General features: G+C 48.4%; 28 protein-coding genes and 1 tRNA gene. 17 read left to right on the forward strand and 12 right to left on the reverse strand.

Going from position 1 to position 25,980, the window contains the following annotated elements; translation table 11 throughout:
- The first annotated feature begins 12 nt into the window (after positions 1 to 12).
- Positions 13 to 2,154 carry a sodium-translocating pyrophosphatase gene (locus LDL70_RS05110; RefSeq protein WP_075655646.1) on the forward strand — a complete coding sequence of 714 codons (2,142 nt, stop codon included), beginning with the start codon at positions 13 to 15 and terminating at the stop codon, positions 2,152 to 2,154.
- Between the two features lie 81 nt (positions 2,155 to 2,235).
- Here LDL70_RS05110 and LDL70_RS05115 read toward each other — a convergent pair whose 3' ends face one another.
- Positions 2,236 to 2,748, reverse strand: coding sequence for an outer membrane protein assembly factor BamE (locus tag LDL70_RS05115; RefSeq protein ID WP_075655863.1), 513 nt, complete (start codon positions 2,746 to 2,748; stop codon positions 2,236 to 2,238).
- An 89-nt stretch (positions 2,749 to 2,837) separates the two neighbouring features.
- Here LDL70_RS05115 and LDL70_RS05120 point away from each other — a divergent pair, with 89 nt between their 5' ends.
- The 6 genes from LDL70_RS05120 to LDL70_RS05145 all read left to right on the forward strand — a co-directional run bounded on the left by LDL70_RS05120 (position 2,838) and on the right by LDL70_RS05145 (position 8,121).
- A complete protein-coding gene (locus LDL70_RS05120; RefSeq protein ID WP_255618315.1) occupies positions 2,838 to 3,377 on the forward strand; it encodes a ubiquinol-cytochrome C chaperone family protein in 540 nt (179 codons plus the stop codon).
- Between the two features lie 56 nt (positions 3,378 to 3,433).
- A complete protein-coding gene (locus LDL70_RS05125; protein ID WP_225687578.1) occupies positions 3,434 to 4,009 on the forward strand; it encodes a DUF177 domain-containing protein in 576 nt (191 codons plus the stop codon).
- Between the two features lie 335 nt (positions 4,010 to 4,344).
- Positions 4,345 to 5,421, forward strand: a complete 1,077-nt coding sequence (gene plsX / locus LDL70_RS05130; RefSeq protein WP_121992771.1) for a phosphate acyltransferase PlsX — start codon at positions 4,345 to 4,347, stop codon at positions 5,419 to 5,421.
- Positions 5,422 to 5,773: 352 nt separating this feature from the next.
- Complete coding sequence (locus LDL70_RS05135) at positions 5,774 to 6,745, forward strand: beta-ketoacyl-ACP synthase III (RefSeq protein WP_075655639.1); 972 nt, start codon at positions 5,774 to 5,776, stop codon at positions 6,743 to 6,745.
- 147 nt (positions 6,746 to 6,892) lie between these two features.
- Positions 6,893 to 7,219 carry an integration host factor subunit alpha gene (locus LDL70_RS05140; RefSeq protein ID WP_022710773.1) on the forward strand — a complete coding sequence of 109 codons (327 nt, stop codon included), beginning with the start codon at positions 6,893 to 6,895 and terminating at the stop codon, positions 7,217 to 7,219.
- A gap of 377 nt (positions 7,220 to 7,596) precedes the next feature.
- A complete protein-coding gene (locus tag LDL70_RS05145) occupies positions 7,597 to 8,121 on the forward strand; it encodes a MerR family transcriptional regulator (protein WP_022710774.1) in 525 nt (174 codons plus the stop codon).
- Between the two features lie 63 nt (positions 8,122 to 8,184).
- On the opposite strand, the gene LDL70_RS05150 is transcribed toward LDL70_RS05145, so the two are convergent.
- Entirely contained in the window at positions 8,185 to 8,595 is a 411-nt protein-coding gene (locus tag LDL70_RS05150) for an META domain-containing protein (RefSeq protein ID WP_225687580.1), read from the reverse strand.
- A gap of 124 nt (positions 8,596 to 8,719) precedes the next feature.
- Between LDL70_RS05150 and LDL70_RS05155 the strand changes: the two genes are divergently transcribed.
- From LDL70_RS05155 to LDL70_RS05170, 4 genes are all read left to right on the forward strand, one after another.
- On the forward strand, positions 8,720 to 9,163 hold the full coding sequence (locus tag LDL70_RS05155) for a MarR family winged helix-turn-helix transcriptional regulator (protein WP_075655637.1): 444 nt from the start codon (positions 8,720 to 8,722) through the stop codon (positions 9,161 to 9,163).
- Between the two features lie 283 nt (positions 9,164 to 9,446).
- A complete protein-coding gene (locus LDL70_RS05160) occupies positions 9,447 to 10,982 on the forward strand; it encodes an MFS transporter (protein WP_370637806.1) in 1,536 nt (511 codons plus the stop codon).
- A 27-nt stretch (positions 10,983 to 11,009) separates the two neighbouring features.
- Entirely contained in the window at positions 11,010 to 12,056 is a 1,047-nt protein-coding gene (locus LDL70_RS05165; protein WP_225687584.1) for an HlyD family secretion protein, read from the forward strand.
- A gap of 29 nt (positions 12,057 to 12,085) precedes the next feature.
- A complete protein-coding gene (locus LDL70_RS05170; protein ID WP_225687586.1) occupies positions 12,086 to 12,619 on the forward strand; it encodes a GNAT family N-acetyltransferase in 534 nt (177 codons plus the stop codon).
- A 66-nt stretch (positions 12,620 to 12,685) separates the two neighbouring features.
- Here LDL70_RS05170 and LDL70_RS05175 read toward each other — a convergent pair whose 3' ends face one another.
- Together LDL70_RS05175 and LDL70_RS05180 are read right to left on the reverse strand one after the other, a co-directional pair.
- Entirely contained in the window at positions 12,686 to 12,946 is a 261-nt protein-coding gene (locus LDL70_RS05175) for a hypothetical protein (RefSeq protein ID WP_225687588.1), read from the reverse strand.
- A gap of 83 nt (positions 12,947 to 13,029) precedes the next feature.
- Positions 13,030 to 13,281, reverse strand: coding sequence for a hypothetical protein (locus LDL70_RS05180; protein WP_116088163.1), 252 nt, complete (start codon positions 13,279 to 13,281; stop codon positions 13,030 to 13,032).
- A gap of 173 nt (positions 13,282 to 13,454) precedes the next feature.
- On the opposite strand from LDL70_RS05180, the gene LDL70_RS05185 reads away from it, so the two are divergent.
- Positions 13,455 to 14,240, forward strand: a complete 786-nt coding sequence (locus LDL70_RS05185; protein WP_225687597.1) for a glycosyltransferase family 25 protein — start codon at positions 13,455 to 13,457, stop codon at positions 14,238 to 14,240.
- Between the two features lie 51 nt (positions 14,241 to 14,291).
- On the opposite strand, the gene LDL70_RS05190 is transcribed toward LDL70_RS05185, so the two are convergent.
- Complete coding sequence (locus tag LDL70_RS05190; protein ID WP_225687599.1) at positions 14,292 to 15,482, reverse strand: glycosyltransferase family 4 protein; 1,191 nt, start codon at positions 15,480 to 15,482, stop codon at positions 14,292 to 14,294.
- Between the two features lie 123 nt (positions 15,483 to 15,605).
- On the opposite strand from LDL70_RS05190, the gene LDL70_RS05195 reads away from it, so the two are divergent.
- The 3 genes from LDL70_RS05195 to LDL70_RS05205 all read left to right on the forward strand — a co-directional run bounded on the left by LDL70_RS05195 (position 15,606) and on the right by LDL70_RS05205 (position 17,034).
- Positions 15,606 to 16,358 (forward strand): hypothetical protein, encoded by a 753-nt coding sequence (locus LDL70_RS05195; protein WP_225687601.1) that lies wholly within the window; start codon positions 15,606 to 15,608, stop codon positions 16,356 to 16,358.
- Between the two features lie 98 nt (positions 16,359 to 16,456).
- Positions 16,457 to 16,533: transfer RNA gene (locus LDL70_RS05200), tRNA-Pro, on the forward strand.
- A 216-nt stretch (positions 16,534 to 16,749) separates the two neighbouring features.
- Positions 16,750 to 17,034, forward strand: coding sequence for a hypothetical protein (locus tag LDL70_RS05205; protein ID WP_151159328.1), 285 nt, complete (start codon positions 16,750 to 16,752; stop codon positions 17,032 to 17,034).
- Between the two features lie 73 nt (positions 17,035 to 17,107).
- On the opposite strand, the gene LDL70_RS05210 is transcribed toward LDL70_RS05205, so the two are convergent.
- The 3 genes from LDL70_RS05210 to LDL70_RS05220 all read right to left on the reverse strand — a co-directional run bounded on the left by LDL70_RS05210 (position 17,108) and on the right by LDL70_RS05220 (position 18,557).
- Positions 17,108 to 17,626, reverse strand: a complete 519-nt coding sequence (locus tag LDL70_RS05210; protein ID WP_151159327.1) for a DUF3060 domain-containing protein — start codon at positions 17,624 to 17,626, stop codon at positions 17,108 to 17,110.
- Between the two features lie 39 nt (positions 17,627 to 17,665).
- A complete protein-coding gene (locus LDL70_RS05215; protein WP_225687603.1) occupies positions 17,666 to 18,010 on the reverse strand; it encodes a DMT family protein in 345 nt (114 codons plus the stop codon).
- 247 nt (positions 18,011 to 18,257) lie between these two features.
- The gene (locus LDL70_RS05220) at positions 18,258 to 18,557 is read right to left on the reverse strand and encodes an XRE family transcriptional regulator (RefSeq protein WP_225687605.1); all 300 of its coding nucleotides are present in this window, start codon (positions 18,555 to 18,557) and stop codon (positions 18,258 to 18,260) included.
- 446 nt (positions 18,558 to 19,003) lie between these two features.
- Here LDL70_RS05220 and LDL70_RS05225 point away from each other — a divergent pair, with 446 nt between their 5' ends.
- A complete protein-coding gene (locus tag LDL70_RS05225) occupies positions 19,004 to 20,638 on the forward strand; it encodes a phosphoethanolamine transferase (RefSeq protein ID WP_225687606.1) in 1,635 nt (544 codons plus the stop codon).
- A gap of 64 nt (positions 20,639 to 20,702) precedes the next feature.
- Here LDL70_RS05225 and LDL70_RS05230 read toward each other — a convergent pair whose 3' ends face one another.
- Both LDL70_RS05230 and LDL70_RS05235 read right to left on the reverse strand, forming a co-directional pair.
- Complete coding sequence (locus LDL70_RS05230; protein ID WP_022710787.1) at positions 20,703 to 20,996, reverse strand: hypothetical protein; 294 nt, start codon at positions 20,994 to 20,996, stop codon at positions 20,703 to 20,705.
- Positions 20,997 to 21,049: 53 nt separating this feature from the next.
- Positions 21,050 to 21,301 (reverse strand): GlsB/YeaQ/YmgE family stress response membrane protein, encoded by a 252-nt coding sequence (locus tag LDL70_RS05235; protein WP_022710788.1) that lies wholly within the window; start codon positions 21,299 to 21,301, stop codon positions 21,050 to 21,052.
- A 351-nt stretch (positions 21,302 to 21,652) separates the two neighbouring features.
- Here LDL70_RS05235 and LDL70_RS05240 point away from each other — a divergent pair, with 351 nt between their 5' ends.
- Positions 21,653 to 22,789: a GGDEF domain-containing protein gene (locus LDL70_RS05240; protein ID WP_151159324.1), complete on the forward strand. Its 1,137-nt coding sequence runs from the start codon at positions 21,653 to 21,655 to the stop codon at positions 22,787 to 22,789.
- A gap of 165 nt (positions 22,790 to 22,954) precedes the next feature.
- Here LDL70_RS05240 and LDL70_RS05245 read toward each other — a convergent pair whose 3' ends face one another.
- Together LDL70_RS05245 and LDL70_RS05250 are read right to left on the reverse strand one after the other, a co-directional pair.
- Positions 22,955 to 24,217, reverse strand: coding sequence for an O-antigen ligase (locus LDL70_RS05245; RefSeq protein ID WP_225687608.1), 1,263 nt, complete (start codon positions 24,215 to 24,217; stop codon positions 22,955 to 22,957).
- A 92-nt stretch (positions 24,218 to 24,309) separates the two neighbouring features.
- Entirely contained in the window at positions 24,310 to 25,854 is a 1,545-nt protein-coding gene (locus tag LDL70_RS05250) for an undecaprenyl-phosphate glucose phosphotransferase (RefSeq protein ID WP_022710792.1), read from the reverse strand.
- Between the last annotated feature and the right edge of the window lie 126 nt (positions 25,855 to 25,980).

Raw genomic sequence — 25,980 nt, forward strand, 5'->3', positions numbered from 1 at the left:
AGGGGAATACGCATGGCAGTTCTCATACTCATTCTTATTTGTGGCATTCTCGCACTTGTCTATGCAGGCTGGGCAATCCGCTCGGTACTGGCATCGGATGCGGGTAATGCGCGGATGCAGGAAATTGCAGGAGCAATCCGCGAGGGTGCACAAGCCTATCTTGCACGCCAATATATGACGATCTTTTTCGTCGGTGCGGTGGTTTTTCTCATTACATGGTGGTTGCTGGGTGCCTATGCGGCTTTCGGCTTTCTGATCGGGGCGGTTCTGTCCGGCGTGGCCGGCTTTATCGGGATGCATGTCTCCGTGCGCGCCAATGTGCGTACAGCACAGGCGGCATCGATGAGTTTGGCAGGTGGGCTGGAGATAGCGTTTCGCGCCGGTGCAGTCACAGGCATGCTGGTGGCAGGTTTGGCGCTGCTTGGCGTTGCCGGTTATTACACATGGCTCACGGTAATAATGGGCTATGCTTCCGGTGACCGTGTGGTGATTGATGCCTTGGTGGCGCTTGGCTTCGGTGCTTCGCTGATTTCTATTTTTGCCCGTCTCGGTGGCGGTATTTTCACCAAGGGTGCCGATGTCGGCGGCGATCTGGTCGGCAAGGTTGAAGCCGGTATTCCCGAAGATGATCCGCGCAATCCGGCAACCATTGCCGATAATGTCGGCGATAATGTTGGTGACTGCGCCGGCATGGCTGCGGATTTGTTTGAGACCTATGCGGTAACCGTGGTGGCAACCATGGTGCTGGCGGCGATCTTCTTTGCCGGTACGCCATTGCTGCCAGTAATCATTCTCTATCCGCTGGCTATTTGCGGGCTTTGCATTCTCACATCCGTTGCCGGTACATTCTTTGTGCGGCTTGGCACGGATAACTCCATTATGGGGGCTTTGTATAAGGGGCTGATTGCAACCGGTCTGCTGTCTGTGGTGGGGCTTGCAGTAGCAACCACGCTGACTATCGGCTGGGGAGAGGTCGGTACTGTTGCCGGTATTTCCATCACCGGTACAAACCTGTTCATTTGCGGGCTGATTGGTCTGATTGTCACCGGTCTGATCGTGGTGATTACGGAATATTATACCGGAACCAACAAGCGTCCGGTTAATTCGATTGCGCAGGCCTCTGTCAGCGGACATGGCACCAATGTCATTCAGGGATTGGCTGTGTCACTGGAATCAACGGCACTGCCTGCGATTGTTATCGTATTCGGTATCATTACCACCTATCAGCTGGCCGGATTGTTCGGCACAGCGATTGCAGTGACAGCGATGCTCGGCATTGCCGGTATGATCGTGGCGCTCGATGCTTTTGGCCCTGTCACTGACAATGCCGGTGGTATTGCGGAAATGGCGGGGCTTGATCCGGAAGTGCGCAAGGCAACAGATGCGCTGGATGCGGTAGGCAATACCACCAAGGCGGTAACTAAGGGCTATGCCATCGGTTCAGCCGGTCTTGGTGCTTTGGTGCTGTTTGCAGCCTATTCCAATGATTTGGCATTCTTTGCAGCAAATAGTCAGAACTATCCGTATTTCAGCGATATGGGGCCAGTCTCTTTTGATCTCTCCAACCCCTATGTGGTTGCAGGACTGATCTTCGGCGGTCTGATTCCCTATCTGTTTGGCGGTATCGCTATGACGGCAGTCGGTCGTGCAGCGGGATCGGTGGTGCAGGAAGTGCGCCGTCAGTTCCGTGAAAAGCCGGGTATCATGAGCGGTACGGAACGGCCGGATTATGCCCGTGCGGTGGATATTCTCACCAAAGCTGCGATCCGCGAGATGATTATCCCGTCATTGCTGCCGGTACTGGCGCCATTGGTGGTTTATTTCGGTGTGCTGCTGATTTCCGGCTCCAAGGCTTCTGCTTTTGCGGCACTCGGTGCTTCTTTGCTCGGCGTGATCGTCAACGGATTGTTCGTGGCGATTTCCATGACTTCCGGCGGCGGCGCATGGGATAATGCCAAGAAGAGCTTTGAAGATGGCTTCACCGATGCCGATGGTGTGAAGCATATGAAGGGCTCGGAAGCGCATAAGGCTTCGGTCACCGGTGATACTGTCGGCGATCCTTACAAGGATACGGCAGGGCCGGCGGTCAATCCGGCAATCAAGATCACCAATATTGTGGCATTGCTGCTGCTTGCAGTACTGGCGCATCAGTAAAGCCTGCAGGTAAAGAAAAACGCCGGTGAGAATATCTCACCGGCGTTTTTGTTATCATTACTGCAATCATGCAGAAATAGTTTAGATCGTGCCCGGCAGGGAGGTCGGCATTTTGCCAACGCCCTGAATAAGCTGACCGATAAAGCTCTGATCTTTACCGCCGGTTGGTGTTGTGCGGGAGATGAAGTCGAAGACTTTACCATCCTGCAGACCATAATGGGCGATCTGAGAAACTTTGCCATCCTTGTTGAAGTAAACAGCAAGAATGCGGCGGTCGATGATTTTAGGCGCCATGAACTGCGCAACACGATAACGCTTCTGCGAAATATAGTAGAAGACTTCATTATCAAATGTAGCAGTTGTTGACGGGGTGCCGAGCGTCAGCAGAACCTGCTCACGGCTGGAACCGACAGGAACAGAATCAAGTGCCTGTTCATCAAGGACGTAACCTTCAGTCAAAGTTTCTGAAGGATTGAGCGTGCTTGCGGTATTGCAACCGGCAAGCCCGAGCGAAAAAAGCACGGCTGCGCCTGTAATGAGCAAGCTTCTGCTGCGGTTTTGTGCGAAAATACGCTGCAACGACGACATCTCCATAACCATTATCCCAACGGTACTTCCGTATCCAGATGAACTTGGGTAAACCACCTTGCATCCGGATGCAACAAAAGCATGGGCGTTAAATGATGATTCTTAATTTATTAAGACGCAAATCCCGAGTAAATGAAGCAATTACACTGTCTGCTTATGAGAAAATCGTGGCGGCAGCACGACAAAAACGCTTTTACGCGGTGTTTCTTGTGCCCGATACGCCGATCGGCCGCTATGAAATGCTGTCTTTACATGTGTTTTTGCTGATGCACCGGCTGAAATCTGAAGATCCGGCATTGAAAGAACTGACGCAGGACATTGCCGAAGAGTTCTTCAAAGATGTCGACCATTCCCTGCGTGAGCTTGGTATCGGCGATCAGGGCGTGCCGAAGCGCATGAAAAAACTGGCGCGCATGTATTATGGCCGTGTACTGAGCTATGCTGAGGCAATCGACAAGAATGACAGCGCGGCATTGGCTGTCGCTCTCGGCCGTAATGTGCGTCCTGATCTGACCGAGGCCGGTAAAGAATGGGAGCATAGTGAGACAATGGCCGCTTATGTGATGCAGGTTTATGCGCATTTACGTGAGCAGCCGGACAGTAGCTTCCTTGAAGCAAGCTTCAGCTTTGCATAAATAATACAAATACAAATGCCGGTATTGCACCGGCGTTGAAACGAAATGGACTTATCATGACTAAACATAACGGGTCGGGTAATGCGGGCTTAAGCCATCCGGTGCCGGTGGCGCATGTGCCGCCTAAGGGCATGACCGTTAAGATCGAAGCCAATGAGAAAGAGCGCACTCTTCTGGCTGCCAATCATGAATTGCTGTCGGTTGATTCATTCACGGCAGATTTTCTGATTACACGTTGGAAGAAAGACGGCATTAAACTGCGCGGTCATATTGAAGCGCAGATCGTGCAGGCTTGCGTTGCGACGCTTGAGCCGATCAATGCAACGATCAGTGAAGAAGTGGATACGGTTTTCGTACCGGAAAACTCCCGCCTTGCACGCATCCGTCTGGATGAAAGCGGTGAAATGCTGATTGATGCCGAAGGGCCGGATATGCCGGAAACCTTTGAAGGCGATCGTATTGATGTCGGCGCGGTGGCTGAGGAATTTTTCGAGCTGGCACTTGATCCTTATCCTCGCAAAGCCGAGGCGGATTATGTCGAAATCATCGAAGATGATGAAGATGAAGACACAAGTGACATCAAGCCGGATTCGCCTTTTGCCGGTCTGGCCAAGCTGCGTGACAAAAACTGAGATTCTGTTTTCAAACGGCGGATGCCCCGCGTGATTTGAATAGTCAAAGCCTGTAAAGTGCTTTATATTCAAAAACATGCTGTGGGAGCTGCCGTTTCGCGGAATGTTGTCTGCGTGCCATAATTAAAAATAAGTTGTGCGCGCAGGCAAAAAAGTTATTTTGCAAAATTCAGGGCGGCTTGCAGTGCTGTATAGGGCTGCAACTTCGCAGATGAAGAAGACGAAGATATTCACGTTTGCTTTGCGGACGCGGAATATACATTTAAATCATGCCGGACAGGCAGCCTTTATGGCAAACCCGTGTGGTTTTGTGAGGACCGGTATAGGACGATCAAGTGGTCACAATTTCTATTGACGCTATGGGGGGCGATTTTGGCCCTGAAGTGGTTATCCCCGCTGCGGCGAATGCACTGGAGCGTCATCCTGACATCCGGTTTGTTTTTTATGGCTTAGCAGGCCAGGTCGAACCTTTTCTGGATAAATTTCCTAAACTGAAAGCTGTATCGGTGCTGCATATCAGCGAAACCGCGGTGCAGATGGACGATAAGCCTAGTCAGGCTTTGCGCAATGGTCGCGGCAAATCCACGATGTGGCAGGCGATTGAAGCGGTGAAAAACGGTGAAGCCGATGTTTGTGTATCCGCAGGCAATACCGGTGCACTGATGGCAATGGCGAAATTCTGCCTGCGTATGATGGCTAATATTGAACGTCCGGCGATTGCGGCGATCTGGCCGACCACGCGTGGCGAAAGCATTGTACTGGACGTGGGTGCGAGTATTGGCGCCGATGCCCGTCAGCTGATTGATTATTCGGTGATGGGTGCCGGTATGGCACGCGCGCTGTTTGAAATTAAGCGTCCGACAGTCGGCCTGCTCAATGTTGGTGTTGAGGAAGTCAAAGGTCTGGATGCAATCAAGGAAGCGGGCGCTGCCTTGAAAGCAACACCGCTGCCGGGTTTTGAATATAACGGTTTTGTCGAGGGCGATGATATCGGCAAAGGCACAGTCGATGTTGTTGTGACAGAAGGCTTTTCCGGCAATATCGCTCTGAAAACTGCCGAAGGTACTGCCAAACAGATTGCGGCCTATCTGCGTGGTGCGATGAGTCGCACATGGATGGCGAGGATCGGTTATATTTTTGCCAAAGGCGCATTTAATCGCCTTAGGGAAAAGATGGATCCGAACAAGGTCAATGGCGGTGTGTTTCTCGGTCTCAACGGTGTGGTTATTAAAAGCCACGGCGGCGCTAATGTTGACGGTTTCTGTTCGGCGATTGAGGTGGGTTATGACATGGTGCGCAATGGTCTTATGCAAAAGATTGAGGCGGATCTGACCACATTTTACAGCCATTACAAAGCTGATGATGCTGAAGTGACCGGCGATACGGCAGACGCAACTGCAAAACCGGCCTGATCCTTTAATTTAGAGCATTTCACAGTCAAATTGGATCAACCTGACGACAGTGACAATGCGACAAACTAAAGAATCTAGAGCGAGTGCTGTGAGGTAATCTGAACGTAAGCCGCTCTATCGTAAATTCGCCTTATATGATTTCCATATAAGCTTTATTCTGTCAGTCATTGCTTTCCGTTCAGGCATTTGTAATGACTGACACTATATTGCAATTATCCGGCGATAAATTCACGTCAGTGTCTCGCCGGACGAGCACGCACAAAATCAATATATGTATCCGGTGTCGTCGGATGGCTTGCTTTGCGCCAGATCCTCGACAAGATGCCCGATATGTCAGACAGGAAAATTACTGATGATCAGATCCGTCGTTAAAGGCATTGGTGCAGCCACACCGGAACGCGTTGTAAAAAACGCCGAGCTGGAAGGGGTTGTCGAAACATCTGACGAATGGATCGTTCAGCGTACAGGTATCCGTCAGCGTTATATTGCTGCGGAGAATGAAACGACCGTATCTCTCGGCACCAAAGCCGCACAGGCTGCTCTGGAAAATGCCGGCCTGACTGCGGATGATATTGATCTCATCATTCTGGCAACCTCCACACCAAATCATACATTTCCGGCCAGTGCTGTCGAAATTCAGAATGCGCTGGGCATGAAGCACGGCTTTGCCTTTGATATGCAGGCTGTGTGCAGCGGTTTCGTCTATGCTGTGACAACGGCTGATATGTATATCAAGAGCGGTATGGCCAAGCGCGTATTGGTGATTGGTGCGGAAACATTCTCGCGTCTTCTCGACTGGAAAGACCGCACGACCTGCGTATTGTTTGGCGACGGAGCGGGTGCGCTGGTTCTCGAAGCCGGTGAGGGCAATGGTCTGACCTCTGATCGCGGTGTGCTGACAGCCAACCTGCGCTCTGATGGTTCCCATAAAGAAAAACTCTATGTTGATGGCGGCCCTTCAACAACCGGGACAGTCGGTCATCTGCGTATGGAAGGCCGTGAAGTTTTCAAACATGCAGTGGGCATGATTACTGATGTGATCGAAGCCTCTTTTGCAACCACCGGCCTGAGTGCTGAGGACATTGACTGGTTCGTTCCGCATCAGGCCAATAAGCGCATTATTGATGCCTCTGCCAAGAAGCTGAACATTGCAGAGCATAAGGTTGTGATCACCGTCGATCAGCACGGCAACACATCCGCAGCTTCCGTGCCGCTGGCTTTGGCGACTGCGGTGAAAGACGGCCGCATCAAAAAAGGCGACCTTATTTTGCTCGAAGCAATGGGCGGCGGCTTTACCTGGGGTGCGGTTTTGCTGCGCTGGTAGGGCACTCAAACAGCATTTCAATGGCTTATTGACTGAAAAGAAGTTTCATACGGTACAAAAGTCTGCTTGACCATCGGCGTTGCATCTGTGTAACCTGTTGCACATACAAGATATTATCACCTTTAACGCTAGCCGAGTAGGTTCATCATGGGGGGTAAGACTGTCACGCGTGCCGATCTGGCTGAAGCTGTCTATCGCAAGGTAGGGCTTTCACGTACGGAATCTGCGTCACTTGTTGAAATGATTCTTGACGAAGTCTGTGATGCCATTGTGAATGGTGAAACTGTTAAGCTTTCATCTTTTGCAACATTTCAGGTCCGCGACAAGAATGAGCGCATTGGCCGTAATCCGAAAACCGGTGAGGAAGTTCCAATTCTGCCGCGTCGGGTTATGACCTTCAAAGCATCAAATGTGCTGAAACAGCGTATTCTGGATCAGCATCTTGCCCGTCAGGGTAATAAGGCCAAGGCCTGATTATCTGCCTTACTTAAAGGCTTCCGATTTTGAAGCACCGGCTGCATATGTGGCCGGTGTTTTACTTTCTGCGCATGGGGGGCGGATCAGGGCCTGTCTCAGTGCCGTGAGATATACGGATTTTTAACCTTGATAGGTTTTCCGCTTAAGGCATTATGCAGCCTGCGATTTTTGCATTATGGTAGGTGATAATAAGAATCATTATAAATGCCGAACAAAGTGCCGCGGTCAGAACCGGATTCTCGACTTTTTTGTCAGAGATAGGCCTGTTTTTTATATGTTTATATGCGGAATGCCTTGTTTTTGCAGGAAATGTGATTCATTCAAGTTGTGTATCGTTTGAGTGATACTCCTTTACGACCGGAAAGGGGCAGTACATGAATAAAAGTCCTGATGCGTTTAAGACGATCAGTGAGGTGGCGGAAGATCTGGATTTGCCGCAACATGTGCTGCGTTTCTGGGAGACGCGCTTTACCCAGATCAAGCCAATGAAACGCGGCGGCGGACGCCGTTATTACCGTCCGCTGGATGTGGAATTGCTTAAGGGCATCCGTCATCTGCTCTATGATCAGGGCTATACAATCAAAGGCGTGCAGCGTTTGCTGCGTGAAAATAATGCACAATTTATCATTGCGCTCGGCAATGGAGATGTTGCTGCTGTTGAGGCGATAACACGTCAGAAACAGGCAACAGCTGCGCAGGATGCGGCGATTGATGATTATGATCCGGAAGAACAGCGCCAGTCTTCAGGAGGCCGTAAATTATTTGGTCTGCTGCGCGGTGATGAAGAGGGGCCGATGGGCGCTGATTCCAAACGCCTGAATAAAGACAACCGCACTTTGTTGCAGGAAGCACTTTTCGATTTGCTGGAATGCAAGCGCCTGCTCGATCAGGTGCGCTAAAGATAGTTTCTGACTTTAGGAAAACAGGGTGGTGTAAACCGCCCCGTTTTTGTTTTTAGGGTTTCAGGCACGCTTCAGACGAAGCACTTCACGATTTTTTGAATCAATCAGGATCAGTTTGTTTTTGCTGAGTTTCCAGCTTGTGACCAGATTAAGTGCAGCGTGAAATTTGGAATCCTGCTGCATCATTGGCGGCGGGCAGGCCATCAGTGTTGCGCCAACCGGCTGCACTTTTACTTTATCGCCTTTAATTTTCATGCCGCCCATATAGCGATTACAGCCGCCACTGCCGGAAATTTTGCTATCCTGCGCAATATCAAGGGTGGATTGCACTTTTGCATGCACTTTATGTCCCTGAATGCGCTCTGTAATCCAGTTGCCGTAAATTCCGGATTCCGCAGCATTGGAGGTGCCCATACCACTGAATATAAGACCGGTAGTAATAATGGCTGTTTTAATGAAGCTGACTTGCATCTCTGTCCTCTATTTTGAAACCGGCTACGCAATTTTCGTTTAGCTTAATCATGCGGATTGCATTTGAACAGGAGTTAAATTATATAGCATAATAATTGTTAGCTTCCTATCTATGTGTGTACTCATGAAACCTGCAATCATACAGAAACGTGCTGATTTGCTCACGGATATGTCCGTGGCGGGGCGCAAGCTGCGCACTTTATTTGATGCATTCGCCAAAGAGCACGACATGACATTGTCCCGTGCCCGCACGTTGTTTTTGCTTTCAACCCATAAATGCATGACGCAGACCGAACTGGCTGCGGCATTGGAAATTGAGACGCCGACACTGGTGCGCCTCATTGACGGGCTGGAAAAGCAGGGGCTGGTCACACGGCGTGCTGTGGAGGGCGACAGACGCGCCAAGCACATCATTCTGACCGAAGCGGCTCATGATCAGGTGGAAGAGTTGCACGTTGTTGCTGAGCAATTGCGCATCCGCATTCTTCAGGATCTGAGCGAGGCCGATCTGGATGAGGGTTTACGCATTATGCGGGTAATTTTGAAGAATATGGAAGCAATCAGCTGATTTTATCATGGCAGATATAAGAGTGACCGGAAAGGATGAGCCGAAAGAGGCCGGAGATGATGCTGATGCAGTGCTGCATCCGGCAAATGCCGGTGTGCAGGAATCTGAAAAGCCATCAGCTGAAGCTGTGCCTTCCGCCTCACAACAGTCGGTGAAGCCGGCACTTGTTGAGGAAACGGTGGAAGCTCCTGCATCTGATGCCCCGCAGGCTCCTGCGGCTCCGCCTGTACCACCGGCAAAACCGTTTCTGCTTTCTGCTGCTTTTGTGTGTGCATCTCTGCTGATGTGGATCACACAGGGCATTGGTCTGAATATGGTTGCAGTCAATATTCCGCAAATACAGGGCGGACTTGGTGCAACGACTGCGGAAACAACATGGCTGCTTGCTGCCTATATGGCGCCGAATGTCAGCCTGACATTGTTCCTGATGAAAATCCGCACGCAATACGGCTTGCGCCGTTTCACAGAACTGGGGCTGCTGACATTTGTGGTGGTTACATCACTGCACTGGTTTATCCATGACCTGAACTCGGCATTGATTGTGCGGTTCTTTTCCGGGGCTGCAGCATCGCCTATGTCGACGCTCGGCTTTTTCTATATGCTTGAAGCATTTCCCCCGAGTAAGAAAATGAGCTGGGGACTGTGTCTTGCTTTGACCTGCACGACACTTGGTGCACCGCTGTCGCGCATTATTTCTCCTATATTGCTGGATGCCGGTCTGTGGCAGCAGCTTTATATGCTGGAAATCGGTCTGGCGATGCTGTGTTTTGCAACGGTCTATACACTCAAGCTGACACCGATCCCGCATCAAAAAGTGCTCGAAAAGCTGGATTTCATCAGCTATCCGCTGATTGCAACCGGTTTCGGGCTTTTGGCGATGATGCTGGTTGTCGGTCGTTTATATTGGTGGCTTGAGGCGCCGTGGATCGGCATCTGTCTCGCGGTTGCTTTTGCTGCTCTGGCATTGGCCGCAGCGATTGAATTCAACCGTGAAAACCCGCTGATTAATATCCGCTGGCTGACAAGCAGGCAGACGCTGACTTTTACCGGCATGTTGCTGGTGTTTCGTCTGGTGCTATCGGAGCAGACAGCGGGTGCCACGGGTATGTTTCAGGCGCTCGGCATTTATAATGAGCAAAGCACCGGCCTTTACTGGGTTCTGATTATCAGCTCGTTTATGGGTGGTATCAGTTGCGCGATGGTTATCCGTCCGGGGCGTGAGGCCTATATTTATGCAGTTGCGCTGATATTGATTATGACCGGTGCCTTCATGGATGGTCATGCCAATAATCTGACCCGTCCTGAAATGATGTATCTCAGTCAGGGGATGATTTCATTCGGCGGAGCCTTGTTCTTGCCGCCTGCTATGGCGGCGGGCTTGATGAGTGCACTGAAAAACGGACCGGCTTATATCACCAGCTTTATTGTGATTTTCATTTTCACGCAGAGTGTGGGCGGGCTGTTTGGCTCCGCAGTCTTCGGCAGCTTTGTAACATGGCGGCAGCAGCATCATATGCGTGCGCTTTATGACCAGATCGTGCTGACTGATCCTCTGGTGACTTTGCGTATTTCGCAGCTATCGGCAGCCATATCGAAGGTTATCACTGATCCTGCCTATATTCAGGCTGAAGGTGCGATGCTGCTTGGCCAGCAGATCGCGAAGGAAGCAACTGTGCTCTCCTATAATGATCTGTTTCTGCTTGTTTCCGCTATCGCCGCGCTGACTTTGGCCATTCTGATTATTCGTCGCGCTGTTTTCCCGATAATCGGGAAACTTTGGCGCTTGATTCACGGGCGCGCAATTGCGCAGCCCGCATAAGTTGATTTTGATTTGTGAGTATCTGAAATGCAGAAGATTTTTCGTAATTCGGCAACATTGTTTATTCTGGCTATTGGGCTCTGCGGCGTATTGTTCATCCTTTATGCCTGGCAGCTACCGCCATTTCGCTCCTCTGTGCAGATGACAGAAAACGCCTATGTCCGCGGGCAGGTCACAATTATCAGTCCGCAGCTGGCAGGTTATATCAAGCAGGTGCCGGATCGTGATTATCTGCGTGTGAAAAAAGGCGATGTGTTATTTGCGCTGGATGACCGCATCTATGTGCAGAAGCTGAAACAGGCTGAGGCCATGCTGGAAACGCAAAAAGCATCTTTGGCAAATTCTGAGCAGGATCGTCTTGCCGCAGATGCACGGACACGCTCCGGCGAAGCGGTACTTAACAGTGCGAAAGTGGCGTTGAATGTGGCCGAGGCGAATTATAACCGCGTGACACCTTTGCGTAAAAGCGGGGTGATGACCCAGAGCAATGAAGACCAGTCCTTATCCGCTTTGGAACAGGCGCGCGGTGCTGTCAGTCAGGCTGAGGCTGCGCTGGAAGTCAATAAACAGGATGTACAATCCATCATTGTTCGCAAGCATTCTCTCGAAGCGGCTGTGACAAATGCAGAAGCTGCAGTTGATCTGGCCAGAATTGATCTGAGCAATACAAAAATTATTGCGCCTCAGGATGGTGTGCTTGGGGAAATCGGTGCGAAGCCGGGGCAATATGTCAATATTGGTGCACAGCTGACTAATCTGGTGCCTGATAAAAAGTGGATCATTGCCAATTTTAAAGAGACGCAGTTTTACGGCATGAAAGCCGGACTACCGGTGACATTCACCGTAGATGCATTAAACCATGAGAAAATGACCGGTCATATCGAAGCTTTTTCTCCGGCAACAGGCTCGGAATTCAGTGTTCTGAAAGCGGATAATGCGACAGGGAATTTCATCAAAGTAACGCAGCGGCTGCCGGTTCGCATTGCTATTGATGGCGGGCAGGAGCAGGTAGAACGTCTGATGCCAGGTATGTCGGTTATCGTAAAGGTTGATACCAGAGTTGCAGCGGAATAATGCTCGCAGGACAACAGAGCGAGGTCTGAATGCAAATTATAGAGATACGTCCGCTTACACGCGACGAGGTGGTATCAGTCTGGCAGATTGAGCGGCGCGAGATTGTTCAGGAAGTCTACCGTTTCACTGACGGCCGCTTGCAGTTACATGCAGAGTTCTATGATACGCGCGACTGGCCGGACGGGGAGCCTGAGCTCTATACGCCGATCTTGCTGGAGTGTTACGATCATGGCGGCACATTTACCGGTGCTTTTGCGGGAGAAAAACTGGTTGCGGTGGCTGTTGTTGATGCGCGGCCGGTTACGGATTATCCGCAATATCGGCAGTTGGCTTTTTTGCATGTCAGTCATGATTGGCGCGGGCGCGGATTAGCCTCGCGCCTCTACCGGAAATCTATGCAAATTGTCAAAGAGCAGGGTGCGGAAGGGTTCTATATTTCTTCAACCTCAACGCGGCATACGGTTGAGTTTTATCTGCATCAGGGCGGCCATCCGATAGGACAGCCGGATCAGAAACTATATGCTCTGGAGCCGGATGATATTCATCTGATCCATCAGTTCTGATCTTCGATGCACGGCTTTATTTTTTACAGCGTTGTTTTCCAAGCTGAACTTTAAATTGTCTTGGCCCTACCAGTCCGGCCTTTGCCGGAAGCGTGATAAGAGTTGCTTTGATTGAGCAATTGCCTGCGCCACCAAATACTGGTCTTCACTCTGGTAAACGACTTTGGTGACAGCTTGTTGCGGAGATAGTGTTTCGGTAACCGCAGAGATGACAGCATTCATTTCATTTGCGCGTTGATACTGCGGTGCAAGAGCCGCCAATGATGCTGAATTCAGCCCCATCATCAAAAGTGCTGTTGCAATCAATTTGAGAAATAGAATGCGCATACTGAATCCTTTGCCGGTTATATTGCTGAAAGAGCTTGCATAGAGTGCGAATGTCCGGTGGGTAATAAACAGGAAATCAGACTTTAATCATCACTGAAATCAGGCACTTCGCCAAAGCTTGCTAACAGGCGCGGCGCGTTCATATCGCCGCTTTCCTCATCCACCAGCACAGCATAGGCCGCAACACCAATAAACCGGCCGGACATAGATGTGGCAATCTTAATGGCACCTGCCTCACTGGAAGCAGGGCGCATTTCCGCCGCAACAAGTTTCTGATTATTCTTACGAAACGGCATAATGATATATTTTTCAGGGTTTTGTGCGGCGAGAGACATTATAGAATCCTCTATTTGTTCCTATAATGTTCTTATTTTTAGTTGCGGTCAAGCGCGATTATTGAGGTCTGAATTCAGGAAAGAGATGGCAGTCGAAAGTGGAATGGCTTCATTGTCTTGCCCCCGCTGAGAATAAAATTTAGAAGGAGCAGAATTGTAACGTGAGCCATTCTATGAAAAATCTTGTCATTAATCTGGATAGATCTCCCGACAGGCTGAAACATTGTCATGAGCAATTTGGGCGCTTGAATCTTGATTTTGAACGTGTGGCTGCCGTTGATGCGCGTGGTTTGTCTCAGAGTGAACTTGACAATATTGTTTTGCATAAAGACTGGCCAAAGCCGACAAATTCTGAATTTGCATGCTTTATGAGCCATCGGAAATGCTGGGAAATTCTTGTTGCCGGTACGGATGAATATGCCGCAATTTTCGAAGATGATATTATCCTCAGTGATAGTGCAGCCGAATTTCTCAAAAACTCTGACTGGGTTCCGGGTGACATAAATTTACTGCGCTTTGAAACCTTTAAAACGAAGGTCTATTTTAAACGATGGGGGAATGTATCAGTAAAGAATTGGCAGCTGCTGAGAATGCTGAGCTTTCATGCTGGAACGGGTGGTTATTTAATATCCCGTAAGCTGGCAGCCGACCTGTTAAAACTATCAAGTAATTATATGCCGGTCCCGATAGATCATTTTTTGTTTGATCCGCTGTGCGATGGATTCTCCAGCACAAATATATATCAAATGTCTCCTGCAATTTGTGTGCAGGAACAGGTGTTGCAACCTGAAGCATTGACATTAGGACAGAATATTGAGGGGCGTTCTGTCGTGGATATGATTGAAACCCGTCGCAGCACTTTGTCAAAAACGCATAAAATTATGCGTGAACTTAAAAAAGGCGCGACAAAAATTAAAAACTTTGTTTGGCAAAAAAGAATGATCGTTGATTATCTTTAGATCAATGAAGAAGAGTCTGCCTGTGTGCGTCAGGCAGACCATATAAAGCGATTAGCTGTTATAACGATCAGGGAATTCTTCTTTGAGTATATTCTGCATCGTGGTTTGAAATGCAGAAACATTATGGACTGAGCGGATATAGGATATAGCTTCATTGGCGATGGCATCATAATGATCGGGATTATCCAGAATCTTATGAATAGCATCAACAAACAGATCTACTTTATCGAACCCGTCACCTAATACATCTCCGACATGAATGCCGAATTTCGACGTCAGATCCTCCGGATTTCTGTTGCTGACGAGCAATGTGCCAAAGGACAGGGCTTCCAGAAATGAAATCGGCAATGCTTCATGAATAGACGTATTTACAAGAATTTTTGCGCGTTTCAGATATTCATTTTTCACATCGCGATCTACATGACCTGCAAAATGCAGATTAGGTATGTCGTAATAGGACTGCATAATATCTGTGTTTTTGTGCTTCTCGCGAAAAGTCTGCCCAAGAACGCAGAATTGATAATCAGGCATTCTCTTGGCGATTTCACAAAATAACCAGCCGCGCTTTACAGATTCCAGCCGTCCTAAAAAGATAATTAAATTCTCTTTAGGGTTGTCAGAGAGTTTAAAACTTTCATCATATTCGATCGGATTTGGTACATAGTCGATTGCGACATTGTCATCTAAAGCGTACAGATCTTTTGCTTTTTGATTTAAAAAATGCCCCTGAGAAATAAATTTCACTCTGTTTTGTCTGTATAATTTATGAACCGTGTCATAAATATTTTGGTCATAGTAATTGGTTTCAGGAAATAATTTTACTGTATTGATCTCATCCCATTCATACATAGGTCTTGGATCTTGTATCCATAAAATCAATTTCTTATTCGTATCGGGTTCGCATTCCAGAACATAATTGTAAGTCAGTTCAATGCTGAGATACGCATCATAATTCTGCTTTTTTAACCATCTTTGGGCCGCCCATTTGCGTTTAGGTAAGCGGTATAAATTGATAGTCTTGTCGTCTTTGACAATGGTTTCCTCGGCACTATACCGTTTTCGTCCTCTGCCAAGCAGAACATCTATTTGAAGATTTGTGTCTGGAAGATATTTGGCAATTAATCTTCGCGCCAAAAAACCGTAACCACCAAAGGCTGTATCAGCTGCACCGAAATATTCATCAATAATCAGACCGATTTTGAGAGGGCGGTTTGTGCTGCTTGCTTTTTTAAAGAAAAACATTTCTATCCTGATGGTTTACTCATACCGGTATAAGACGCATATCCTTTAGCTGTTATTATTTGACAAAATCAAGCTTGCAAAGCTATGCAGCAATGGTGGTAAATCCCGCATTTTGAGGAAGATATGTCGCTCATCGTAAATAGTTTGTGGATCGGTAAGCGGCTTGGTGAAGTGCATGCTGCATGTCTTAAATCCTTTGTAGATAAAGGCTGTAAGATCGTCTTACATGCCTATGGCAGGCCCGAGGATACTCCGAAAGGAGTTGAAATTTTCGACGCAAACATACTGATGAAAGAGAGCGAGATCGTTCGGACTTCATCGGGCAATCTTGCGCTGGCCTCAGATATTTATCGCTACCGAATTTTGCGGGAAGGTCTGGGCCTTTATGTCGACTGTGATGTTTATTGTATAAAGCCGGTTGAAGATAATGACTATATAATGGGCTGGGAAACGCAAAGCACAATTAATGGTGCGATCCTGAAAGTGCCTCATGATAGTGCGATGCTGAAGCAATTATTATCTGCGGCTGAAGATCCTTATTTTATCCCGCCATGGTTTAAAGCCAATAAAATCAAAAGATATAGGCTGAGAAAATCTCTTGGTTTTCCAAAACCTGTTTCAAAGCATCCATGGGGGGCTATTGGTCCCAACCTGATAACGCATATTGTTAAAGAGCTGGATCTTAAGAACAAGGTCAGCCCGATCGATATTTATTATCCTATGCACTATACTTGTACGACACTTCTTCATGAAAGAGGTCTGCGCGTTCAAGATCTGATTACTCCGAGGACAACGGCTTTCCATCTTTATAATACGGCGAATAATAATAAGCAGATTCTGCCGGATACACCGCTTTATGAGATCATAAATTCATAGTTGAGGTAGATAATAAAGACGGTGAGGCTTTTGCATTTTTCGTGTCAGTTTAAAGGGCTTGCCAAAAAAGCCTTTCTATTCTAGGGCTTTTAGGTGTTCGGAGCGTAGCGCAGCCAGGTAGCGCACTTGACTGGGGGTCAAGGGGTCGTGGGTTCGAATCCCGCCGCTCCGACCATGTTTTTAATGATTTAAATGTGTTTTTCTGCAAAACCGGCTCATTGTTTCAAGACCGGTTTACAGCTTTGTTTTGCTTCATACTACAGCGAAACAGCTCTTAGTTCTGCTATGCAATATTGCTGAACGGCCTATTCATCACACATTCATTGCGACCGGTTTACCTTTGAAATACTCCGATGGGGAGGAAGTATTAACAACAGAGGGAGGACTACCAATGTTTATCAAAGATTTGCTTAAAGTAGTAATGACATCTGCAATTGTTCTTATTCCTGCAGCCGAAGCTTACGCCTATAAAAACATTTCTCAAAAAGACAGCTCCGGCAGAACAGTTCATTGGGTGCGGTGTGATAATGGTTATCAGTTTATTGTCGGAGATGGCAGCAGTGCGCCATCAGCTGCATTTGCTGAGCGTATCTGTGCAAAGCAGGGAAGTGGCCTGACGACAGGCGCAAAAGACAAAGTGAAAGAATTCAAAGGGCTGGAAGCCGTTTCCAAGTAAAAACAGGCATTTTCTCGTCAAATGAATGAAGCCCCGTTCGGGGCTTCATTCATTTTATAAACTATAAGCGAAATCAGTTTGCTTTTTTAACTTCGTGATCGGCACCGTAAATTGAAATCGCCGGATCTTTAACACCTGATGCGACAGACCAGTTGATTTTATGGCCAACACCGCCGACTTCGATTTTTGTGGCACTTTCCAGGGTAACATTCACCACATTTTGTGCACCGCTCACTTCAAGCTCGGCTCTGTCATTATCATTGGAACGTAATGTGGCTGTGACTTCATGATTGGCCACGTCCACAGAGAGGTCTTTCACACGGCCACCGGTCACTTTATTGTCGGAGCCGGACACCGAGACATCATCAGCTTCTTCAAATGTAACCTGATGATTGGTGCCGTGAATGACAATATCATCGCATTTTCCGGTCAGTTTGATGATATTCTTTGCACCATAAATGCCGATATCATTCGATGAACAGGCAATATCACGTGTAATACCGGAGCCTTCAACTGTCAGCTCTTCTGCGTATGCAGCACCTGAAATAAGAACACTCATTAAAGTGATTGCGGAAATTTTCAGTTTCATCATGTCACTCTCTGTTGAGGGAGGGGGGTATTCTGTATATCTCTAAAATGGCCCTTTAAATACAAAAAAAGCGCCAAGGCAGATAAATGCGAAACCAATCATATGATTGACGGTTATGCTTTCTCCCAGATACAGCACAGAAAATCCGGCAAATACGCTGAGAGTGATAACCTCCTGAATGGTTTTGAGCTCTGCCGCACTATAGATGCCATGCCCCATTCTGTTGGCCGGAACCGCAAGGCAATATTCAGCAAAAGCAATCAGCCAGCTGACAATAATGACCAGCAAAAGCGGCTTGTTTGTAAATTTGAGATGCCCGTACCAGGCAAATGTCATGAAGATATTGGATGCGCAAAGCAGTAAGATCGGCTTGAGATAATCAGCCATATGTGCCTCGGTGTGATCGGCGGCAGCCGCACTCAGCGTGCAATCATTGTGACGGGCTGAGCGTTCTGGCAGGCCGGAACGGGATAAAAAGATGGTGCGAACAGCAAGATCTTTTATCGGTTTGTTTTACCTTTGAACAGATCGCCCGCGAGGCCGAAAACACCATTTCACGGGCAGAGAAAGACAGACAATTCCTCTGCTTTGTTCTGCCCGTGACGGATTTCTTTAATCAGACAGATGTTTCCGCTTAAGGAACTTCATCATAGGCAACAATGCCGCCTTCGCTTTCCAGAGTAGAGAGGCGCCGTGCTTCGGATCGTGTAAATTTCAATCTCACACCGAGACCACCGCCATTTTCCGGAATGAACACGGCTCCGGCATCTTCGAGCGCTTTTTGTAACGCTGCAAGGACAGTCTCGTCCGGTGTTTCAAGTTTACGTTCAAATAACTCAATCACACGGATATCAATGCCTGAGAATGATGACAGTCTTTCACGGCTGAGTTCAATTAATGCGCGGGCAGCTTTAGATTGCGGGCCGGTAATCATTACAAGTCTGTCCTTCTGATTGCGGTGCCGTCGGGAAGATATTGGCGGGCACCGTAAGCGTTTGAGAAATAGAACTTTATTCAATCCATCATAGCTCAGTTGCTGGAAGTTGAAACAAGACTTTTTGAAGCGGCAGGGGAAATTCAGTGAGGTGAATACCGGGGCAGAAAGCTGCTTTGTAAAGCAGGAATTGCAACGGAATATATTCTTATCCTGATTGCAATGTCACAATTTTGCCCGGAAGCTGGCGCTTCAATCTTCGGGAGAAAATCTCAAGTTTGAATTTGATAAGTAATTGTAATTTTTGTCTTTTCGTAAAAAATTATTTCAAAAACGCGCATACTTACTTAGCTGGTTTTGATCTGCTTTGTAGCTTGCTCAAAAACGCGTTGTTTCTTGATGAAGATATTGAATCTGTGCGTTTTTAAATGTCGAACAGGTGAGTTATGAAATTCAAAAGAATTTCTGTTGCAAGTAATCTATTATGCTTCATTACAGCCATTTATATTACTGTATTTTTTAACCGCGCAGCTTTTGTTTTCATCGCAGACTATCTCAAAGGAGATTTTCTGAGCACCGGCATTATCGCTGCAACATTGTTTTTATTGACCTATTGTTTGCTGGTTTTATTTTCAGCGCCATATCTCATCAAGCCTGCATTGATTTTCTTTGTTACGGTGTCTGCATCCGCGGCATATTTCATTGACCACTTCGGTGTTTTGATTACGCCGAATATGATTGAAAATGCTGCGACAACCACAAGGGCTGAATCCGGTCACCTGATGAATGCGCATTTTGTAACGAATATGCTGCTTTATGCCGGTTTGCCGTCTTTGCTGATCATTTTGGTTGAGATCAGGCACCGGCCTTTTGTGCAAAAATTATGGGTCAACACGCTGCTGATCAGCGGCTGCTTGGTTGCCGGTGTTGCTCTGCTTCTGACAAATTTTGGCACTTTTTCTTCGATGTTTCGTGAAAAGAAAGCGGAAATCACCGGCAGGCTCAACCCGCTGGCACCGCTCAGCAGTACCATCCGTTATTTCGTGAAGGTCAATGACGAGCGCACCTATATTGCTCAGCCGCTCGGCACGGATGCTGTGCAGACCAAGCCATATCAAGAGGGCAATAACAAAAAGCGCCTGACGGTGATTGTGGTTGGCGAAACAGCCCGCGCACAGAATTTCAGTTTCAACAATTATTACCGCGACACAAATCCGATGTTGCGTGAGCGCGATGTGCTGAACTTCACCGATGTCAGCAGTTGCGGAACAGAGACATCTGTTTCTGTGCCATGCATGTTTTCCCCGTTCCCGCGTACGGAATATAGCAGCAAGAAATTCCGCCAGTCTGAAAATTTACTGGATGTGCTGAAACATGCCGGTATTCAGCCTTTGTGGGTTGAAAATAACACCGGCAGTAAGCGTGTGGCTGATCGTATTGAAACAATTGATATGAGCCAGTTGCAGGAAGGCAATCCGAATTGTGCAGGCGGTGAGTGTTACGATCAGGTGCTGGTAGACACGCTGGCATCCCGTCTCGATAGTTTTAAGACTAACACGGTTGTTGTGCTGCATATGCTCGGCAGTCATGGGCCTGCCTATTACCGGCGCTATCCGCCGGAGCAGGAAATCTTCAAACCTGCCTGCCGCACATCAAATTTTGCTGACTGCACTCAGCAGGAAATTGTAAATGCCTATGATAATACAATCGCTTACACCGATAAAATATTAGCGGAAATCATCGATTTGCTGAAATCCAGAGAAGGCGAGTTTGCTTCATCGATGATCTATATGTCCGATCATGGTGAATCCCTTGGCGAGAAAGGGCTGTATCTTCATGCCATGCCTTATTTCATCGCACCGCGGGAGCAGACGACGATTCCGTTTATCAGCTGGTTTTCACCGGATTTTCTGAGGGAGAATGATCTGAAACAGGTTTGCCTCAAGACGCTGAGCGATCATCCGGCATCCCATGATAATCTGTTCCATACGGTGCTGGGCTTGATGAATGTGAAGACGACCGTCTATGACAAGGATATGGATATATTCAATAGCTGTCGCGGTGACGGAGCTGCTTCCTGAATATCAAAACAGCGCCGGAATTTCCGACGCTGTTTTATTGAACTCGCAGGGAGCGTTGCGGCTGTTACCAGCGCGTGTCATTCCGGCAGCTGGCAACCAGAAAACCGAGTACAAAACCGGCAATACCGGCTGTGCTCAGAATGGTTGTTGCGGTGCCCGGATTTTCACGGATGACAGATACGGTTGCCTGTCCCTGTTCTTTGATGGTTGAGGCTGCACGGTTCAGGCGGGTGCGGGCTTCTTCTGCGGCTTCCTCGCCGCGCTGTTTCAAAGATTTGCTCATCGCATCAATCTGCGCGCGCAGTTCTGCAATCTGTTCTTCCATTGCCTGACGGGCATTGTCAGCATTCTCTGCCATTTTCATTCTCCGTTATCTTGACTGTGGAATAGGCGCTTACAAAGGCGTGGGAGTTATCGCCGGATCATGCGCCCCGCTGCAATCAGAATACATGCCCCGATAAAACCGGCGATCAGGTAGCCGAGCCAGCCTCCGAGAACCACGCCGAACATGCCGAGCAGGGCATTGGCGACAGCAGCGCCGATAATACCCAGAATAATATTCATGAAAACACCGTGGTCACTTTTCATGAACATTTCGGCCAGCCAGCCGGCCAGACCACCGATGATAATAGCTGCAATCCAGCCTATCTGAGCATCTTCCATGGTATTTCCCTCATTATTGTCGTTCAGCACATAGTAAAAAGATGGTCTTTGTCTGCCGGAATTTAAGGCGCAGACAAATGCAGCGTTAAATATCTGCTATGAAAGAAAACGTTCAGGGTGCGTTTTGGTTCCCGTAAAGACAGTGATCCTTGCATTGAAAGACATGCAGATACTGTTTTGCATAAAATAAATTTTATGTTGCTTGATGAAAGCCGTTAAAATAATTATCAGAAACATAAAGACCGGCATGCGGGAGTGCATTCTGAAATACAGGCGCATGTGGTCGTGAGGATGTGGGATGGGTAAATCCGGTCAGTTTTCCGGCTCAGAGAAAAAGAAAACTGCTTTGCTATGATTTATCTGCCGCCGGTTTTCTTCTTTTTATTTTCGCTGATGTTTTTCGGTGTGTGGTTCCTTGAGCGGACACGGCCGCATCTCGGGCTGTTCGGCTGTGCCTTTCTGCTGGTTTCAATCGGTGTTTTAGCTCAGGTTACATTTACACCGGCAGATATCGGGCAGAATGCAGTATTGTCCGCAACTCTATATGTTGCAGGTGTTCTGTTCTTTTCTCATGGCATTTTAGTCCGGTCAGGCAGACAGCTGCCTTATTGGTTCTATCCTTTGTTTCTGATCTCTATTGTCGGCGGAACGATTTATTATTTTTACATCGAGAGAAACCTGTTTTACCGGATCTACATTATCAATCTGGGGGTGGGGACGATTTTTCTGGCCACAGCCCTGCAGGCACGTTTTTTACTGCGCGGGAATTCCGGCGATAAATTATTATTCTGGCTGATATTGGGGCTTGGTCTGCATTTCTTTCCGCGCACAATTCTGACTGCGGAAAGAATGATGACATCACCTGTCATCGAATTTTCTGCCGGTTCGTTCTGGCTGGTGCTGCAATTCACCATTTCTGTGATCGGTGTCGTGACCGGTATCGGACTGCTGGCCGTGACATTTATGGATATGATTGCGGAGTTGCGCAAAGAACGCGACACGGATTCGCTGACCGGTCTGGCAAATCGCCGTCTGTTTTCCCAACATGTTGAGACCATGATGAGCAGGGGGCGTTCACAGGGGAAGCCCATGTGTTTTGCAATGATCGATGTGGATCATTTCAAACTGTATAATGATATTTACGGCCATGCTGCGGGGGATGAAGCTCTGAAACATGTTGCCGGTACAATCAGTGCTACGCTGCGTCGTAGCGAGGATATGGCGGCGAGAATTGGCGGTGAGGAATTCGCACTGTTCTTTTATGATTGTACAACGGAACAAGCCAGACAGTTTCTGGAAAAACTGCGTACGCAGATAGCTGCACTGAAAATCGAGCATGAGGGCTCACAGGTTTCAGCTGTTCTCACAATCAGTGTCGGCGTTGCGGAGCTTGAAAGGAATGAAGACTTTGAAAGCCTTTACCGACGGGCTGACGTGTCACTTTACAGCAGTAAAGCGACCGGCCGCGATCAGGTGACTTTTGCCTGATCTCTGCTGCGGATCAGAAGAAGAAATACCAGATCAGGACTACGACAAAAAACGGAACACCCATCATCCACAAAATACCGGCTCTTAACATCTTTGTTCTCCCTGATTGTCTTGATTTGCTTACAGGGATGTAACGCCGGTGCCGGTGTTTTGGTTCCGCAGAAATTAAACCGGTCTTGCAATGCGTGTGTTGCTATAGGGGCGTGGTTCTGAAGTAAGATGATGCCGTGCCTGTTGCTGATAGCGTTGTTCAAGCCCTGCACAACCCCAGATAATACCGACGATCAGATAGAAATGCCGCCAGTGATCGATATCGATCACATTGCCGATCAGTATATGGCCGATAAAAGCCACATAGGCGCAGAGCAGGTACGGCTGCCATGGCCGCTCACGCAGCATCAGCCTGAAGCCGAAACCCAGCGTAAGCATTGTCAGGATGATGAAAGACAGAAAGCCGAGCCAGCCATAATCCAGCAAGGCTTTCAGCCAGATATTATGGGTATCCTCTCCGAACATGGGGCCGAATTCCAGCGGACCAATGCCGAAGGGTTTTTCCATGGACAGAAGAAAACCTAGCCAATGCCGTGCAAAACGTCCCGTACGGGCGCTGTCATAATCTTGTTCAAGGCGCGCACGCTGGGTGAACAATTCGTTGATTTGCGGGATTTGCAGGGCGATCAGTAATGTAAGAGCAAGAAGAACAATTGCTGCAATACTGATCAGGATGATCTTGCCGCGAAAGCGCTGGTTCTTGCTGCCGATAAACAACAGAGCCGGAATGAGCACTAAGGATACGGCATACATGCCCCATGCTGCGCGGGAGAAGGACAGCAATACCGCAAGTGTCAGCACCAGAAATAATGCCCAATAGAGCAGGCTTTTCTGAAAAGGGCGGGTCAGAACCTGATAGATGCACCAGTTGATAGGCAGGATCAGAAAAGGGCCGAAGACATTCGGATCCTGAAATGCACCTTTGGCACGGCCATAAAGCGTAAACAGATCCGCCGCAGGTATCAGGTTGAGATAACCGCCGATACCCAGCATTCCTGTAATGACGGCAGCCGCCAGATAGCCGGTGAAAAGCGGCTGTAATCTGCGCCAGTCGCTTTCGGTGACAGCGGCGAAAAACACACTGGTCAAGGCCAGAAAATATGACACGGCAATGTAAAGCGGTGCCTTTTTCAGATCAGCCATCTGAAAAATCGAAAGCACACCGCCAATATTGAACAAGGTGAGCAGGAGCAGCAATGCCAGTGAGTTAACACTCAGCCTGAGGCCGAATAACAGCCACAGGCTAATGAGCACCAGCATCAGTATTTCATAAGGCCCCGGTTCGAAGAGAACGAAGCCGCTGAAAAAGACACCTGTTGCCAGTGACAGCCGTGCAATCCATTGCATTGCAGCTTGTCGCTGACCGCGCTCCGCCAATGCATGGAATGCTGCATCTGATGCGGATGACGCTTGCACAGGTCGGGGCACAGATCGGGGCACAGATCGGGGCACAGGTTGGGACGGATAGCTCAATAGGCGTTTTCCGTGTTCAGCAGGCGCACAGGGGTCAGGAACAGGATTTTCAGGTCGAACAGCAATGACCAGTTCTCAATATAATTGAGATCATATTCCGTACGCATGACGATTTTCTCAGGCTTGTCGATTTCGCCGCGCCAGCCATTGATCTGCGCCCAGCCGGTTACGCCCGGTTTAACTTTGTGGCGGGCAAAATAACCGTCAACCACATCATTATAGAGCATGTTGTTGGAATTGGCGCTGATCGCATGCGGGCGAGGGCCGACAAGTGAAAGACTGCCGCCTAAGGAATTGAAAAATTGCGGTAATTCATCAATCGAAGTTTTGCGGATAAAACGCCCGACACGGGTAACACGGCTGTCATTTTTGGTGACGGCCAGTTTTGCAGTCGGATCGCACTGGTCGCTATACATCGAGCGGAATTTCCAGACATTGATCACTTCATTATTAAAGCCGTGCCGCTTCTGTTTGAAGATTACAGGGCCTTTGCTGTCGAGCTTGATCGCAATAGCCGTCGCCAGCATGACCGGCGAGAACAGCACAATTCCGAACAGGCTGAAGACAATATCAAACAAGCGCTTGGCAATCGCATCCCAGTCGTTGATCGGCTTGTCGAGAATATCCAGCATCGGTACCGAGCCGATATAGGAATAAGCACGCGGACGCAGACGCATATTGGCAGCATGGGCAGAAAGACGGATATCGACCGGTAATACCCAAAGCTTTTGCATCAGCGTCAAAACCCGTTCTTCTGCGGAGATCGGCAGAGAAACGATCAGCATATCAATGCGGGCAACACGGGCAAACTCGATCAACTCGGAAATATTGCCGAGTTTCGGATAACCGGCAACAATCGGCGGAGAACGACGGTCGCCGCGATCATCAAAAATGCCGCAGATACGGATGTCATTATCCGGTTGTTTGTTGAGTTCAAGAATAAGATCTTCCGCATTCTGACCGCCGCCGACAATAACCGCGCGTCGTTCCATGCGACCACTGCGGGCGAGAATACGCATCAGCTTGGCTGCGAGAAAGCGCGATATTGTAAGGGCGATAAAACCGGAAATTACAAATCCGGCAAACCAGATGCGGGAATAAACCGCAGAAATTTTCAGCAGGAAAGCCACAATAGCCAGAACCGCAAAAACGCCGGCCCAGCAGATAATCAGCCGGCCGAGATAGCGAAACGGCTTGCGCAGCACAGAAGGGCGATAGCCGGAACTGAACTGGGCGAAAATAACATAGAGCGCGGCAGCAAGAATATTTGCAAACAAATATTCCAGCATATGGATGCTTTCAGCGCCGACATAGCTGAGATAGACAGCGATGCCGCACAGGGCGACAACAGCAAATTCCCATATGCGCATAAGCCCTGTGAACAGAGCGGGTGAAATACTTTCATTCTTGTATTGAGCGGCTACTTTCATGGCCAGCGGGCTCAATTCAACTTTTTCAGCAGGTGTGGAGGCTGCGCCGGAGTCATGCTGCTTTTGCAGCGCCTTCCTGTCGAAACTTCCTTTATGTTTTTTCTCACTCATGGGTGCACCGGCATATTAAAATTTTGCTCACAAGAAAATATAAGCAATCTATCCGTGATGAGGGTTGCTATTTTCTTATTTTTTTTAAGAGAATGCGCAGTTTAGGCCGCTATACGGGCTTTTTAC

Source organism: Pseudochrobactrum sp. XF203 (assembly GCF_020341615.1).
In the GTDB taxonomy this organism is placed as follows: Bacteria; Pseudomonadota; Alphaproteobacteria; order Rhizobiales; family Rhizobiaceae; genus Pseudochrobactrum; species Pseudochrobactrum saccharolyticum.

Excerpts from the sequence above, each read along its gene's own strand:
- LDL70_RS05180 (WP_116088163.1), bottom strand. The coding sequence starts at position 13,281 with ATGTCTCTCGCCGCACAAAACCCTGAAAAATATATCATTATGCCGTTT.
- LDL70_RS05165 (WP_225687584.1), top strand. The coding sequence starts at position 11,010 with ATGCAGAAGATTTTTCGTAATTCGGCAACATTGTTTATTCTGGCTATT.
- LDL70_RS05120 (WP_255618315.1), top strand. The coding sequence starts at position 2,838 with ATGATTCTTAATTTATTAAGACGCAAATCCCGAGTAAATGAAGCAATT.
- LDL70_RS05155 (WP_075655637.1), top strand. The coding sequence starts at position 8,720 with ATGAAACCTGCAATCATACAGAAACGTGCTGATTTGCTCACGGATATG.
- LDL70_RS05110 (WP_075655646.1), top strand. The coding sequence starts at position 13 with ATGGCAGTTCTCATACTCATTCTTATTTGTGGCATTCTCGCACTTGTC.
- LDL70_RS05150 (WP_225687580.1), bottom strand. The coding sequence starts at position 8,595 with ATGCAAGTCAGCTTCATTAAAACAGCCATTATTACTACCGGTCTTATA.
- LDL70_RS05175 (WP_225687588.1), bottom strand. The coding sequence starts at position 12,946 with ATGCGCATTCTATTTCTCAAATTGATTGCAACAGCACTTTTGATGATG.
- LDL70_RS05230 (WP_022710787.1), bottom strand. The coding sequence starts at position 20,996 with ATGGCAGAGAATGCTGACAATGCCCGTCAGGCAATGGAAGAACAGATT.
- LDL70_RS05170 (WP_225687586.1), top strand. The coding sequence starts at position 12,086 with ATGCAAATTATAGAGATACGTCCGCTTACACGCGACGAGGTGGTATCA.
- LDL70_RS05160 (WP_370637806.1), top strand. The coding sequence starts at position 9,447 with ATGTGGATCACACAGGGCATTGGTCTGAATATGGTTGCAGTCAATATT.
- LDL70_RS05225 (WP_225687606.1), top strand. The coding sequence starts at position 19,004 with ATGAAATTCAAAAGAATTTCTGTTGCAAGTAATCTATTATGCTTCATT.
- LDL70_RS05145 (WP_022710774.1), top strand. The coding sequence starts at position 7,597 with ATGAATAAAAGTCCTGATGCGTTTAAGACGATCAGTGAGGTGGCGGAA.
- LDL70_RS05185 (WP_225687597.1), top strand. The coding sequence starts at position 13,455 with ATGAAAAATCTTGTCATTAATCTGGATAGATCTCCCGACAGGCTGAAA.
- LDL70_RS05190 (WP_225687599.1), bottom strand. The coding sequence starts at position 15,482 with ATGTTTTTCTTTAAAAAAGCAAGCAGCACAAACCGCCCTCTCAAAATC.
- LDL70_RS05210 (WP_151159327.1), bottom strand. The coding sequence starts at position 17,626 with ATGATGAAACTGAAAATTTCCGCAATCACTTTAATGAGTGTTCTTATT.
- LDL70_RS05205 (WP_151159328.1), top strand. The coding sequence starts at position 16,750 with ATGTTTATCAAAGATTTGCTTAAAGTAGTAATGACATCTGCAATTGTT.
- LDL70_RS05250 (WP_022710792.1), bottom strand. The coding sequence starts at position 25,854 with ATGAGTGAGAAAAAACATAAAGGAAGTTTCGACAGGAAGGCGCTGCAA.
- LDL70_RS05235 (WP_022710788.1), bottom strand. The coding sequence starts at position 21,301 with ATGGAAGATGCTCAGATAGGCTGGATTGCAGCTATTATCATCGGTGGT.
- LDL70_RS05115 (WP_075655863.1), bottom strand. The coding sequence starts at position 2,748 with ATGGAGATGTCGTCGTTGCAGCGTATTTTCGCACAAAACCGCAGCAGA.
- LDL70_RS05195 (WP_225687601.1), top strand. The coding sequence starts at position 15,606 with ATGTCGCTCATCGTAAATAGTTTGTGGATCGGTAAGCGGCTTGGTGAA.
- LDL70_RS05240 (WP_151159324.1), top strand. The coding sequence starts at position 21,653 with ATGATTTATCTGCCGCCGGTTTTCTTCTTTTTATTTTCGCTGATGTTT.
- LDL70_RS05215 (WP_225687603.1), bottom strand. The coding sequence starts at position 18,010 with ATGGCTGATTATCTCAAGCCGATCTTACTGCTTTGCGCATCCAATATC.
- LDL70_RS05135 (WP_075655639.1), top strand. The coding sequence starts at position 5,774 with ATGATCAGATCCGTCGTTAAAGGCATTGGTGCAGCCACACCGGAACGC.
- LDL70_RS05220 (WP_225687605.1), bottom strand. The coding sequence starts at position 18,557 with ATGATTACCGGCCCGCAATCTAAAGCTGCCCGCGCATTAATTGAACTC.
- LDL70_RS05125 (WP_225687578.1), top strand. The coding sequence starts at position 3,434 with ATGACTAAACATAACGGGTCGGGTAATGCGGGCTTAAGCCATCCGGTG.
- LDL70_RS05140 (WP_022710773.1), top strand. The coding sequence starts at position 6,893 with ATGGGGGGTAAGACTGTCACGCGTGCCGATCTGGCTGAAGCTGTCTAT.